Genomic DNA, 13,313 nt, shown 5'->3' with positions numbered 1-13,313 from the left:
TCCCAGACGACATATTTCTGAATGTGAAGTAACCTGTGGCCCTTGTTCACAGGTCCCTCGCCCCATGCTCTTCCTGATCGCCTACATCAGCAGCGTCGTGCTGATCAACTTTGCCTTTTCCACCGCCCCGCACCTGGACGTCATCTGGTCGGCCTGGGGTGGCCTGGTCTTCATCCTGCGCGACATGGTGCAAACCCGCTTCGGTCACGGAGCGATCATCGCCATGCTGGCGGCGTTGGTGCTGTCGTATGTCACGTCCGACCCGGCCATCGCCCTGGCCAGCGCCACGGCGTTTGCGGTATCCGAGTGCATCGACTGGCTCGTGTTCAGCATCACCAAACGCCCGCTGCACGATCGCCTGTGGATAAGTTCGGCGCTGAGCATTCCCCTCGACACCTTTATCTTCTTCGGCCTTATCGGCGCGCTCACGCCGGCAGTGGCGGGCACCGCGCTGGTGTCGAAGTTCGCCGGGGTCACGGTCGTGTGGCTGATCATGGCCTGGCGTATCCGCAAGCGGGCCGTCGTCAACTGAGGCCAATTCCTGCAGTTCATGTAAAATGCCGGCCTTTCTCCCAATGATCCGCTCCCCTGAGGACCTGAGATGACCCGAATCGGAACTCCATTGTCGCCAACCGCGACCCGCGTTTTGTTGTGTGGCTGCGGTGAGCTGGGCAAGGAAGTGGTAATCGAACTGCAACGCCTGGGCGTTGAAGTGATTGCCGTGGATCGCTACGCCAATGCGCCGGCCATGCAGGTTGCGCACCGTAGCCACGTGATCAACATGCTCGACGGCGCCGCCCTGCGTGCGGTGATCGAGGCCGAGAAGCCGCATTTCATCGTTCCGGAAATCGAAGCCATCGCCACTGCCACCCTGGTGGAACTGGAAGCCGAAGGCTTCACTGTGATTCCGACCGCGCGCGCGACCTCGCTGACCATGAACCGCGAAGGCATCCGCCGTCTTGCCGCCGAAGAGCTGGACCTGCCGACCTCGCCGTACCACTTCGCCGATACCTTCGAAGATTACAGCAAGGCCGTCCAGGACCTGGGCTTCCCGTGCGTGGTCAAGCCGGTGATGAGTTCGTCGGGCAAGGGCCAGAGCCTGCTGCGCAGCCCCGACGACGTGCAGAAAGCCTGGGATTACGCCCAGGAAGGTGGCCGTGCCGGTAAAGGCCGCGTGATCATCGAAGGCTTTATCGACTTCGACTACGAAATCACCCTGCTGACCGTGCGCCACATCGGCGGCACCACGTTCTGTGCGCCGGTGGGTCACCGTCAGGAGAAGGGCGACTATCAGGAATCCTGGCAGCCACAAGCCATGAGCCCGATTGCCCTGGCAGAATCCGAGCGCGTTGCCAAAGCCGTGACCGAGGCCCTGGGTGGTCGTGGCCTGTTTGGTGTGGAGTTGTTCATCAAGGGTGATCAGGTGTGGTTCAGCGAAGTTTCGCCGCGTCCGCATGACACCGGTTTGGTGACCTTGATTTCTCAGGACCTGTCGCAGTTTGCGCTGCATGCGCGCGCCATTCTGGGCTTGCCGATCCCGTTGATCCGTCAGTTCGGGCCGTCGGCCTCGGCGGTGATCCTGGTGGAAGGGCAGTCGACCCAGACGGCGTTCGCCAACCTGGGCGCTGCGCTGAGCGAGCCGGACACGGCGTTGCGTCTGTTTGGCAAACCGGAAGTGAATGGGCAGCGTCGGATGGGTGTAGCGTTGGCGCGGGATGAGTCGATTGAAGCGGCTCGAGCGAAGGCGACCCGTGCTTCGAAGGCGGTTGTTGTAGAGCTGTAACCGCGTCGCGCCCTTCGCGAGCAAGCCCGCTCCCACATTCGATCGCATTGCCAAGTCTGGCACTGATCACAATGTGGGCGCGGGCTTGCTCGCGAAAGCGGTCTATCAGGCAACCTTGTTCAAATCGTTATCCCGCGTCTCTTTCAGGCACAGCACAGCAATCAAGCTGAGCAACGCTGCCGCCGATACATACCCACCGACATAACTCAGCCCACCCATCGCCACCAGCTTGGTCGCGAAGAACGGTGCGGCCGACGCGCCCACGATCCCACCCAGGTTATACGCCGCCGAAGCACCGGTATAACGCACACGGGTCGGGAACAGTTCCGGCAGCATGGCGCCCATCGGCGCGAAGGTCACGCCCATCAGGAACAGCTCCAAGGCCAGGAACAAAGCCACCGCCCAAGTCGAACCGTGAGTCAGCAGCGGCTCCATGGTGAAGCCCGACAGGATTGCCAGGAGCGCGCCGACGATGAGCACCGGCTTGCGTCCGAAACGGTCACTGGCCAAGGCTGCCAACGGCGTCGCCAGGCCCATGAACAAGACTGCAAAGCACAGCAGGCCGAGGAAGGTCTCACGGCTGTAGCCCAAGGTGGAGACGCCATAACTCAGGGAAAACGCAGTGGTGATGTAGAACAGTGCATAACACACCACCATCGACGCAGCGCCCAGCAACACCGGCAGCCAATGCTGGCTGAACAATTCCACCAGCGGCACCTTGACCGGGGCTTCCTTGGCGACGGCGTTGGCGAACACCGGCGTCTCATGCAGCTTCAGCCGCGCGTACAGGCCAACCATCACCAGCGCAGCGCTGAGGATGAACGGGATGCGCCAGCCCCAACTGCGGAACTGTTCGTCGCTCAGGCTCATGGCCAGGATCAGGAACAAGCCGTTGGCTGCCAGAAAGCCGATCGATGGGCCCAGTTGCGGAAACATGCCGAACCAGGCGCGTTTGCCCTTGGGCGCGTTCTCGGTCGCCAGCAGCGCCGCGCCGCCCCATTCACCGCCCAAGCCCAGGCCCTGGCCGAAGCGCAGCACACACAGCAGGATCGGCGCCCAGGCCCCGATGCTGTCATAGCCGGGCAGCAAGCCAATCAGCGTCGTACAGACGCCCATCAGCAGCAGCGAGGCCACCAGGGTCGATTTACGCCCGATGCGGTCGCCAAAGTGGCCGAACAGTGCCGAGCCCAGCGGACGGGCGATGAAGGCGATACCGAAGGTCAGGAACGACGCCAGCATCTGCGCGGTACCGGAGGTCTGCGGGAAGAACACTGGCCCGATCACCAGCGCAGCTGCCGTGGCGTAGATATAGAAGTCGTAGAACTCGATGGCGGTGCCGACGATGCTCGCCGTGGCAACTCGTGCGGTCGAGTTGGTCGGGGCGGCGGCGGGCGCGGCCTCGTTGTAGGTGGTGCTCATGGTAGTGTCCCTGATGGTCATTGCGCGTTTGGACGCGGATTATTATTGGTCGATCACCCATGGATCAGGGTTGTGCGCGGGAAGGCTCGGGATGGGAGCGAACGCCGGTCAGACACGATAAAGCGGTGCTTGGACACGCGGGGTGCGGGTAGCACGCGGTCAGGCGCGGCTCTGGTAAGCCGCCCCGATTATAGGAAGGGGGTTGAACATACAACAAGGGGGGGGGGCTGGCGAGGATCTACGGTTTGGAGTGGGGTGTATGTGGGAGCTGGCTTGCCTGCGATAAGATCACCTCGCTTTCATGACCGAGGTGTTTGCATCGCAGGCAAGCCAGCTCCCACATGGACCGAGTTGATTCAGGCAGCGACCGGCATCCGGCTGGTGTGCCAGATCAGCACCTTGCTCACGCGGTTGTCCTCGGTCTCGAGGATTTCCAGGCGGTAGCGACCGATTTTCAGGCAGACCGCGCAATCCGGGATGGTCTCCAGTGCTTCGGTGACCAGGCCGTTGAGGGTCTTGGGGCCGTCGCTGGGCAGGTGCCAGTTCAGGCTTTTGTTCAGCTCGCGGATCGAGGCGGCGCCATCGATGATGTAGCGGCCGTCCGGCTGGGGCTCGATATGCGGGTTGTCAGCACTCTGCTCGCTTTCGAATTCACCGACGATTTCTTCGAGGATGTCTTCCAGGGTCACGATACCCAGCACTTCGCCGTATTCATCCACCACCATGCCCAGGCGGCGTTGTTGCTTGTGAAAGTTCAGCAGCTGCAGTTGCAGGGGTGTGCTTTCCGGGACGAAGTAGGGTTCGTGGCAGGCGGCGAGCAACGCTTCCTTGGTCAGGCTGGCGTCGGGCAGCAGGTGCTGGATCTGCCGGGTGTTGAGCACCGCCTGGACCTGGTTGATGTCGCTGTGGAACACCGGCAGGCGCGTACGTTGGGAGGTGCGCAATTGCTCGATGATCTCTTCGATCGAGTCATCCAGGTTGATGCCGTCCACTTCACTGCGTGGCACCAGGATGTCGTTGACGGTGATGTTGTCCAGGGCGTGGATGCCGGGCATGCCTGGGGTGCGGCTTTCGTCGGACTCGGGCTCTGGCTCATCGTCATGGTCGGGCAGCGGTTCGTCGCTCTTTTTCACCACGCCGGATTTACGTGCGAATGGGCGCAGCAGCAACAGGCTGATGCCATTGAGCAGCCAGGCCAGCGGGTAGAGGATTTTCAGCGGCACGCCCAGCAGCGTGTTGCCAAAGCCCAGCACGGCTTGCGGATGGCGGACGGCGAGGGCACGGGGCAGGTAATCGGCCAGAATCAACAGGATTGCGCAGGAAATCATCCAGCCGAGCCAGGGCCCGTTCTGCGCCCAGGCGTAGATCGCCAGTAGCGTGCAGAGGATCACCACGGCGGCGCGACACAGGCTGTTGCACAGGATCAGGCTGTGGCGTGGGAAGCTTAGCCGGGCGGCTGCCTTGTCACCCTGGCGTGTACCGGGGCGCAGGGCCAGCAGGTGTTGTTGCGCGGCCTCAATGGCGGTGAACAGTGCGGCCCATAAGACCAGCAGGGCGATTACCGCGAGCATCGGCTCCTGGGGCAAGTTGTCCATGATCGCTGCCCGTCAGATGTGCAGGATATATTCGCGGACCAGCTTGCTGCCGAAATAGGCCAGCATCAGCAGGCAGAAGCCCGCCAGGGTCCAGCGAATTGCCTTGTGCCCGCGCCAGCCGAGCCGGTTGCGGCCCCACAGCAACACACTGAACACCACCCAGGCCAGACACGCCAGGAGGGTCTTATGCACCAGGTGCTGGGCGAACAGGTTTTCGACGAACAGCCAGCCGGAGATCAGCGACAGTGACAGCAGGGTCCAACCGGCCCACAGGAAGCCGAACAGCAGGCTTTCCATGGTTTGCAGCGGCGGGAAGTTCTTGATCAGCCCCGAGGGATGCTTGTGCTTGAGCTGGTGGTCCTGCAGCAGCAGGAGCAGGGCCTGGAACACCGCGATGGTGAACATGCCGTACGCCAGGATCGACAGCAGGATGTGCGCGAGGATGCCCGGCTCTTCATCAATGACCTGCACCGTGCCGGTAGGGGCGAATTGCGCCATCAACACGGTCAGCATTCCCAGCGGGAATAACAGCACCAGCAGATTCTCGACGGGAATCCGGTAGCAGGCCAGCAAGGTCAGCGCGATGACAGCGGCCGCGATCAGGCTGGCGGCGCTGAAAAAATCCAGGCCCAGGCCGACGGGTGTCATCAAATGGGTAAACAGGCTGGCAGCATGGGCCAGCAGGGCGAGAACGCCAAGGCCTACGAGCAGGCGTTTGTCCGCCTTGGCGCCTTGGGCCAGACGAGTGCCCTGATAGAGAGTCGCAGCGGCATACAAGATGGCGGCGGCGAGGCTGGGTAGCAAACTGGGTGACAAAGGGAGCATAAATCCTGTTAGGCAAGCCCGAAAGGCGCTGAGTTTGGCATACCCCCGCGTAACACGAAAGACTCTCAGGCCAGACAGCGGGTGTGCATGGCGGCAGTCTTCGCTATAATCCGCGACCTGCCCACGCCGCAGGCTCGCCGAGCGCTGTTTTTAATAGCGATTTACCACAGCCTGGGCCGCCATTACCTCGGTCTATGAATAGGGCCTGAAAGGATCGCGCATGTTTGAAAATCTGACTGACCGTCTCTCGCAGACGCTGCGCCATGTAACCGGCAAGGCCAAGCTGACCGAGGACAATATTAAAGACACCCTGCGTGAAGTGCGCATGGCGTTGCTGGAAGCCGACGTGGCCTTGCCGGTGGTGAAGGACTTCGTCAACTCGGTCAAAGAGCGCGCGGTGGGCACCGAAGTGTCCCGCAGCCTGACCCCGGGCCAGGCGTTTGTGAAGATCGTCCAGGCCGAACTCGAAAGCCTGATGGGCGCGGCCAACGAAGACCTGAACCTCAGTGCCGTGCCACCTGCCGTTGTGCTGATGGCCGGTCTGCAAGGTGCGGGTAAGACCACCACCGCCGGCAAGCTGGCGCGCTTCCTTAAAGAGCGCAAGAAGAAGTCCGTGATGGTGGTGTCGGCCGACGTATACCGTCCGGCTGCTATTAAACAGCTGGAAATGCTCGCCGGCGAAGTAGGGGTGACCTTCTTCCCGTCCGACCTGAGCCAGAAGCCGGTCGACATCGCCAACGCGGCTATTAAAGAAGCCAAGCTCAAGTTCATCGACGTGGTCATCGTCGATACCGCCGGTCGCCTGCACATCGACGAAGAGATGATGGGCGAGATCAAGGCGTTGCATGCCGCGATCAACCCGGTCGAGACGCTGTTCGTGGTCGACGCCATGACCGGCCAGGATGCGGCCAACACCGCCAAGGCCTTCGGCGACGCGTTGCCCCTGACCGGTGTGATCCTCACCAAGGTCGACGGTGACGCCCGTGGCGGTGCTGCGCTGTCGGTGCGTGCCATCACCGGCAAACCGATCAAGTTCATCGGTATGGGCGAGAAGAGCGACGCGCTCGAACCGTTCCATCCTGAGCGTATTGCTTCGCGCATCCTCGGTATGGGCGACGTGCTCAGCCTGATCGAGCAGGCCGAAGCCACGCTCGATAAGGACAAGGCCGACAAACTGGCCAAGAAGCTGAAGAAGGGCAAGGGCTTCGACCTCGAAGACTTCCGCGACCAGCTGCAGCAGATGAAGAACATGGGCGGCCTCGGCGGCCTGATGGACAAACTGCCGAACATCGGCGGTGTGAACCTGGCGCAGATGGGCAATGCCCAGGGCGCGGCAGAGAAGCAATTCAAGCAGATGGAAGCCATCATCAACTCCATGACCCCGGCCGAGCGCCGTGACCCTGAGCTGATCAGCGGTTCGCGCAAACGTCGGATCGCCATGGGTTCCGGCACCCAGGTGCAGGACATCGGTCGCTTGATCAAGCAGCACAAGCAGATGCAGAAGATGATGAAGAAATTCTCTGCCAAGGGCGGAATGGCCAAGATGATGCGCGGCATGGGCGGTATGTTGCCCGGCGGTGGCATGCCGAAAATGTAAAGTATTCGCGCGCAAGCACGCTTGCGCTCCGACCCACAGGGACGTGGGATCTCCAGCAAACCCGCCGTTGGCGGGCGCTGACTCGCCGTTTTAACCGACGGCTCTATAGCAGATCTGAGTGGCACGCTGATAGGCGCCAGAAAAAGACATTTGCAAAAGTCCGGATATTCCTTAGAATATGCGGCCTTTCGGGCACCTATGCCCGCTGTGCATTTAGATTTGCAGCACCGACTACAGGAACGATGTTCACATGCTAACAATCCGTCTTGCCCTTGGCGGCTCCAAAAAGCGCCCGTTTTACCACTTGACCGTAACCGACAGCCGCAACCCGCGCGACGGTTCGCACAAGGAACAGGTTGGTTTCTTCAACCCTGTTGCTCGTGGTCAAGAAGTTCGTCTGTCCGTGAACCAAGAGCGCGTAGCCTACTGGCTGAGCGTGGGTGCACAGCCATCCGAGCGCGTAGCAAAACTGTTGAAGGACTCGGCTAAGGCCGCAGCCTGAGCAATATGAACGCGACGCCAGCTGTTGCTGATGATTTGATCGTTATCGGCAAGATTTACTCTGTTCATGGCGTTCGCGGCGAAGTGAAGGTGTATTCCTTTACTGATCCGACTGAAAACCTGTTGCAGTACAAGACCTGGACGCTCAAGCGCGAGGGTAGTGTGAAGCAGGTTGAGCTGGTCAGTGGACGCGGGAGCGATAAGTTCCTGGTCGCAAAGCTCAAGGGTCTTGATGATCGTGAGGAAGCTCGTCTTCTGGCCGGTTATGAGATCTGCGTGCCGCGCAACCTGTTCCCTGAATTGACCGACGGCGAGTACTACTGGTACCAGCTGGAAGGTCTGAAGGTTATTGATCAACTCGGGCAATTGTTCGGGAAAATCGATCATCTTCTGGAAACCGGCGCCAATGATGTAATGGTGGTCAAGCCTTGCGCTGGCAGCCTGGATGATCGCGAACGTCTGTTGCCCTATACGGCGCAATGCGTGTTGGCCGTCGACCTGGCCGCGGGCGAGATGAAGGTGGAATGGGACGCGGACTTCTAAGCGTGGCTAATTTGCGCATTGAAGTGATCAGTTTGTTTCCCGAGATGTTTTCCGCCATCAGCGAGTACGGCATCACCAGTCGGGCGGTGAAACAGGGGCTGTTGCAGCTCACCTGTTGGAACCCGCGAGACTACACGACGGATCGACATCACACTGTGGACGATCGCCCATTTGGCGGTGGCCCGGGCATGGTGATGAAGATCAAGCCCCTGGAAGACGCATTGGTTCAGGCCAAGGCCGCCGCCGGGGAGAAGGCGAAGGTAATTTACCTGTCCCCTCAAGGCCGTCAGCTGAAACAGGCTGGGGTCCGCGAACTGGCGAATGAGGAAGCACTGATCCTGATTGCCGGTCGCTATGAAGGCATTGACGAGCGGTTTATTGAAGCTCATGTCGATGAAGAGTGGTCGATTGGGGACTATGTTCTGTCTGGCGGCGAGCTGCCGGCGATGGTCCTGATAGATGCGGTTACACGACTGCTGCCTGGAGCTTTAGGGCATGCGGACTCCGCGGAGGAAGACTCCTTCACGGATGGTTTGCTGGATTGCCCGCACTACACCCGACCGGAGGTGTATGCGGATCAGCGTGTTCCCGACGTATTGCTAAGTGGCAATCACGCACACATCCGGCGTTGGCGTTTACAGCAGTCCCTTGGTCGGACCTATGAACGACGCGCCGATCTTCTGGAAAGCCGCTCGCTTTCTGGAGAAGAGAAGAAGCTGCTCGAGGAATACATCCTCGCGCGGGACGATAGTTAACAACGTATCGATGGTAGGTCCATTGACTTACCTTAGGAGCACAGCATGACTAACAAAATCATCCTTGCACTCGAAGCAGAGCAGATGACCAAAGAGATCCCTACCTTTGCCCCGGGCGACACCATTGTCGTTCAGGTGAAAGTGAAGGAAGGCGACCGTTCGCGTCTGCAAGCGTTCGAAGGCGTGGTAATCGCCAAGCGTAACCGTGGTGTGAACAGTGCTTTCACTGTTCGTAAAATCTCCAACGGTGTTGGCGTAGAGCGTACTTTCCAGACCTACAGCCCGCAAATCGACAGCATGGCCGTCAAGCGTCGCGGTGACGTACGTAAAGCCAAGCTGTACTACCTGCGTGACCTGTCCGGTAAAGCAGCTCGCATCAAGGAAAAACTGGCTTAAGTCCAGCTTCCCGATGCAGAAAAAAGCAGCCTACGGGCTGCTTTTTTGTGCCTGAAATTTGTCTATTTACCGGTATTTATGCATGACCACCCGCTTCGAAGAAATCCAGCGCCGTACCGACCTTTCCGTGACTCACGTGACCAAGGCCGTTTTTCCGCCGACCACCAACCACCACAACACCTTGTTTGGCGGCACCGCCTTGGCGTGGATGGATGAAGTGTCGTTCATTACCGCCACGCGCTTTTGCCGCTTGCCGCTGGTAACGGTGTCTACTGACCGTATCGACTTCAATCACGCGATCCCGGCAGGCTCCATCGTTGAGCTGATTGGCCGTGTGATCAAAGTCGGTAACACCAGCCTCAAGGTCGAGGTGGAAGTATTCGTCGAGAGCATGAGTGCTGATGGTCGCGAAAAGGCGATCCAGGGCGTGTTCAGCTTTGTCGCGATTGATGCCGACAAGCGGCCTGTCCCGGTATTGCCTGGGTTTGTTGACTGATCCTGAACCGCTGTCGAAGGCAAGCCAGCTCCCACATTGAATCAGTGTTGTTCAATCGATCAGGCAAGACACAAAACTCATGTGGGAGCTGGCTTGCCTGCGATAGGATCTACCCGACACTCCAGTCATCAGCTTGAGCCCATATGCCCGCCATTGACCACCCCCTGATCGACCGCTTCCTCGACGCCCTGTGGCTGGAAAAAGGCCTGTCGGACAACACGCGTCAGGCTTACCGCAGCGACCTGGCCCTGTTCAACGGCTGGCTGCAGGAAAAAAACCTTGAGTTGGTCAACGCTGGCCGCGAGCTGATTCTCGACCACCTGGCCTGGCGCCTTGAGCAAAACTACAAGCCCCGTTCCACCGCAAGATTTCTCTCTGGGGTGCGTGGCTTTTATCGCTATCTGTTGCGTGAAAAACTGATAGCAGTCGATCCGACTCTCCAAGTCGACATGCCACAACTAGGTAGGCCTCTTCCTAAATCTCTGTCAGAAGCCGACGTGGAAGCCTTGTTGGCGGCCCCGGACCTGAGCGAAGCCATCGGCCAGCGCGACCGCGCGATGCTCGAAGTGCTGTACGCCTGCGGCCTACGGGTGACCGAGTTGATCAGCTTGACCCTGGAGCAAGTCAACCTGCGTCAGGGCGTGCTGCGGGTGATGGGCAAGGGCAGCAAGGAGCGGCTGGTGCCCATGGGCGAGGAGGCGATTGTGTGGGTCGAGCGCTACATGCGTGATGCCCGCAGTGAGCTGCTTGGCGGACGCCCCAGCGACGTGTTGTTTCCCAGCCTGCGCGGCGAGCAGATGACCCGGCAGACCTTCTGGCACCGCATCAAGCACCAGGCCAAGGTCGCCGGCATCGGCAAGGCCTTGTCGCCCCACACGTTGCGCCATGCGTTCGCCACGCATTTGCTCAACCACGGGGCGGATTTGCGCGTGGTGCAAATGCTGCTTGGGCACAGCGACTTATCCACAACCCAGATCTACACCTACGTGGCGCGTGCACGCTTGCAGGATATGCACGCCAAGCACCACCCGCGAGGCTGAAAACCGCCAATTTGTCCCGCCACGGGCTGCCCTGCGGCCCAACTGTGGTAGGCTTTGCCGGTTAGCAAAGGGGACGGCCCAGCGCTGTGTTTTTCCAAACAGTATTCCTTCCCGTCCCTGCATCTGCCTTCAGGAGTTCCCATGCGCTTGACCCAGATTATTGCCGCCGCAGCCATTGCGTTGGTTTCCACCTTTGCGTTCGCCGATGACGCTGCCGAGCAGACCATCCGCAAGAGCCTGGCCAACCTGCAACTCGATACCCCGATCGAAAGCATCAGCGCCAGCCCGATGGCCGGCCTGTATGAAGTCAAGCTCAAGGGCAGCCGCGTGCTGTACGCCAGTGCCGACGGCCAGTACATCGTCCAGGGCTACCTGTTCCAGCTGAAGGACGGCAAGCCGGTCAACCTGACCGAGAAAGCCGAGCGCCTGGGCGTGTCCAAGCTGATCAACGGCATTCCGGTAGCGGAAACCGTGGTTTACCCGGCCATCGGCGAGACCAAGACCCATATCACCGTGTTCACCGACACCACCTGCCCGTACTGCCACAAGCTGCACGCCGAAGTGCCTGCGCTGAACAAGCTGGGCGTGGAAGTCCGCTACGTCGCGTTCCCGCGCCAGGGCCTGGGCTCGCCGGGTGACGAGCAGTTGCAAGCGGTGTGGTGCTCGGCCGACAAGAAAGCGGCCATGGACAAGATGGTCGACGGCAAGGAAATCAAGGCGGCCAAATGTGCCAACCCGGTTTCCAAGCAGTTCGCCCTGGGCCAGTCCATCGGCGTGAACGGTACGCCGGCTATCGTTTTGGCGGACGGCCAAGTGATTCCGGGCTACCAGCCAGCGCCACAAGTTGCCAAACTGGCGCTGAGTGCCAAATAAACCAGCATCGTCGAACCTTTGACGATCATGGCTCGCGGATAAGTCGGCGGGCCATTAATTGAAAGCCGCAGTCGTGCGGCTGTTTTCCACGGCCGACCTAGCGTCGGCCGTTTCATGGGGAGTTCTTCAGTGAAACCGGTCAAAGTAGGCATCTGTGGGTTAGGGACCGTCGGTGGCGGCACCTTCAACGTACTTCAGCGTAACGCTGAGGAAATTTCCCGCCGTGCAGGTCGCGGGATTGAAGTGGCGCAGATTGCCACGCGTTCGCCAAAGCCTCAGTTCGAAACGACCGGTATTGCGATTACCAACGATGTCTTCGCCGTTGCCACCAACCCTGAAATCGATATCGTCATCGAACTGGTCGGCGGTTACACCGTGGCCCGTGAGCTGGTGCTCAAGGCCATCGAGAGCGGCAAGCACGTGGTCACCGCCAACAAGGCGCTGATTGCCGTGCACGGCAACGAGATCTTCGCCAAGGCGCGTGAGAAGGGCGTGATTGTTGCGTTCGAAGCCGCCGTGGCCGGTGGCATCCCGGTGATCAAGGCGATCCGTGAAGGCCTGTCCGCCAACCGCATCAACTGGGTGGCCGGCATCATCAACGGCACCGGCAACTTCATCCTCACCGAAATGCGCGAGAAGGGCCGTACCTTCGAAGACGTGCTGGCCGAAGCCCAGGCCCTGGGTTACGCCGAAGCCGACCCGACCTTCGACGTGGAAGGGATCGACGCGGCGCACAAGCTGACCATCCTGGCGTCCATTGCCTTTGGTATCCCGCTGCAGTTCGACAAGGCCTACACCGAAGGCATCACCAAGCTGACCACCGCCGACGTGAACTACGCCGAAGCCCTGGGCTACCGCATCAAGCACCTGGGCGTGGCGCGTAGTACCCCGGCGGGTATCGAGCTGCGTGTGCACCCGACCCTGATCCCGGCCGACCGCCTGATCGCCAACGTCAATGGCGTGATGAACGCCGTGATGGTCAACGGTGATGCGGCAGGTTCGACGTTGTTCTACGGCGCCGGCGCCGGCATGGAGCCCACCGCTTCGTCGGTGATCGCCGACCTGGTCGACGTGGTTCGCGCCATGACCAGCGACCCGGAAAACCGCGTGCCGCACCTGGCCTTCCAGCCAGATTCGCTGTCGGCCCACCCGATCCTGCCGATCGAAGCCTGCGAAAGCGCTTACTACCTGCGCATCCAGGCCCAGGATCACCCGGGTGTGTTGGCCCAGGTGGCGAGCATCCTGTCGGAGCGCGGTATCAACATCGAGTCGATCATGCAGAAGGAAGTCGAGGAGCAAAACGGCCAGGTGCCGATGATCCTGCTGACCCACCGCGTGCTCGAGCAACACATCAACGATGCCATCGCCGCCCTGGAAGCCCTGCAAGGCGTGGTCGGCCCGGTGGTGCGGATCCGCGTCGAACACCTGAACTAATGGTTTTGCTGCAAGGGCCCCGCAGGTTCGGCGGCCCTTGTTCAAGAATGCTCTAG

Annotated in this window: 14 protein-coding genes; 11 read left to right on the top strand and 3 right to left on the bottom strand. The window is 60.5% G+C overall.

What is annotated here, in order from left to right; all coding sequences use genetic code 11:
* The first annotated feature begins 64 nt into the window (after window positions 1-64).
* Both PF1751_RS22695 and purT read left to right on the top strand, forming a co-directional pair.
* Window positions 65-532, top strand: a complete 468-nt coding sequence (locus tag PF1751_RS22695; RefSeq protein ID WP_010207975.1) for a VUT family protein — start codon at window positions 65-67, stop codon at window positions 530-532.
* Window positions 533-601: 69 nt separating this feature from the next.
* Window positions 602-1,783, top strand: a complete 1,182-nt coding sequence (purT, locus tag PF1751_RS22690) for a formate-dependent phosphoribosylglycinamide formyltransferase (protein ID WP_010207976.1) — start codon at window positions 602-604, stop codon at window positions 1,781-1,783.
* Between the two features lie 105 nt (window positions 1,784-1,888).
* On the opposite strand, the gene PF1751_RS22685 is transcribed toward purT, so the two are convergent.
* The 3 genes from PF1751_RS22685 to PF1751_RS22675 form a co-directional block, all read right to left on the bottom strand.
* Entirely contained in the window at window positions 1,889-3,202 is a 1,314-nt protein-coding gene (locus tag PF1751_RS22685; protein WP_010207979.1) for an MFS transporter, read from the bottom strand.
* Window positions 3,203-3,558: 356 nt separating this feature from the next.
* Window positions 3,559-4,797 carry a transporter associated domain-containing protein gene (locus PF1751_RS22680; RefSeq protein ID WP_044287827.1) on the bottom strand — a complete coding sequence of 413 codons (1,239 nt, stop codon included), beginning with the start codon at window positions 4,795-4,797 and terminating at the stop codon, window positions 3,559-3,561.
* Between the two features lie 12 nt (window positions 4,798-4,809).
* Entirely contained in the window at window positions 4,810-5,622 is an 813-nt protein-coding gene (locus tag PF1751_RS22675) for a cytochrome C assembly family protein (RefSeq protein WP_016977712.1), read from the bottom strand.
* Between the two features lie 220 nt (window positions 5,623-5,842).
* Between PF1751_RS22675 and ffh the strand changes: the two genes are divergently transcribed.
* The 9 genes from ffh to PF1751_RS22630 all read left to right on the top strand — a co-directional run bounded on the left by ffh (window position 5,843) and on the right by PF1751_RS22630 (window position 13,257).
* On the top strand, window positions 5,843-7,219 hold the full coding sequence (gene ffh, locus PF1751_RS22670) for a signal recognition particle protein (RefSeq protein WP_010207982.1): 1,377 nt from the start codon (window positions 5,843-5,845) through the stop codon (window positions 7,217-7,219).
* A 250-nt stretch (window positions 7,220-7,469) separates the two neighbouring features.
* Window positions 7,470-7,721, top strand: coding sequence for a 30S ribosomal protein S16 (gene rpsP / locus PF1751_RS22665; protein ID WP_003175899.1), 252 nt, complete (start codon window positions 7,470-7,472; stop codon window positions 7,719-7,721).
* Window positions 7,722-7,726: 5 nt separating this feature from the next.
* Window positions 7,727-8,263, top strand: coding sequence for a ribosome maturation factor RimM (gene rimM, locus PF1751_RS22660; RefSeq protein ID WP_010207983.1), 537 nt, complete (start codon window positions 7,727-7,729; stop codon window positions 8,261-8,263).
* Entirely contained in the window at window positions 8,245-9,018 is a 774-nt protein-coding gene (trmD, locus tag PF1751_RS22655) for a tRNA (guanosine(37)-N1)-methyltransferase TrmD (RefSeq protein WP_016977714.1), read from the top strand. The genes rimM and trmD overlap by 19 nt, the downstream gene beginning before the upstream one ends.
* Before the next feature lie 45 nt (window positions 9,019-9,063).
* Window positions 9,064-9,414, top strand: a complete 351-nt coding sequence (rplS, locus tag PF1751_RS22650) for a 50S ribosomal protein L19 (protein WP_003175895.1) — start codon at window positions 9,064-9,066, stop codon at window positions 9,412-9,414.
* A gap of 82 nt (window positions 9,415-9,496) precedes the next feature.
* Window positions 9,497-9,910, top strand: coding sequence for an acyl-CoA thioesterase (locus PF1751_RS22645; protein ID WP_010207985.1), 414 nt, complete (start codon window positions 9,497-9,499; stop codon window positions 9,908-9,910).
* A 143-nt stretch (window positions 9,911-10,053) separates the two neighbouring features.
* The gene (gene xerD, locus PF1751_RS22640; RefSeq protein ID WP_044287822.1) at window positions 10,054-10,950 is read left to right on the top strand and encodes a site-specific tyrosine recombinase XerD; all 897 of its coding nucleotides are present in this window, start codon (window positions 10,054-10,056) and stop codon (window positions 10,948-10,950) included.
* A gap of 141 nt (window positions 10,951-11,091) precedes the next feature.
* Window positions 11,092-11,823 (top strand): thioredoxin fold domain-containing protein, encoded by a 732-nt coding sequence (locus PF1751_RS22635; protein WP_010207987.1) that lies wholly within the window; start codon window positions 11,092-11,094, stop codon window positions 11,821-11,823.
* Between the two features lie 129 nt (window positions 11,824-11,952).
* Entirely contained in the window at window positions 11,953-13,257 is a 1,305-nt protein-coding gene (locus PF1751_RS22630) for a homoserine dehydrogenase (RefSeq protein ID WP_042571214.1), read from the top strand.
* Window positions 13,258-13,313: the final 56 nt, after the last annotated feature.

The sequence above is a fragment of the Pseudomonas simiae genome, assembly GCF_000934565.1.
GTDB lineage: Bacteria > Pseudomonadota > Gammaproteobacteria > Pseudomonadales > Pseudomonadaceae > Aquipseudomonas > Aquipseudomonas simiae.
The sequence above is the reverse complement of the archived record's forward strand: the minus strand, read 5'-3'. Positions and strand labels throughout refer to the sequence as shown.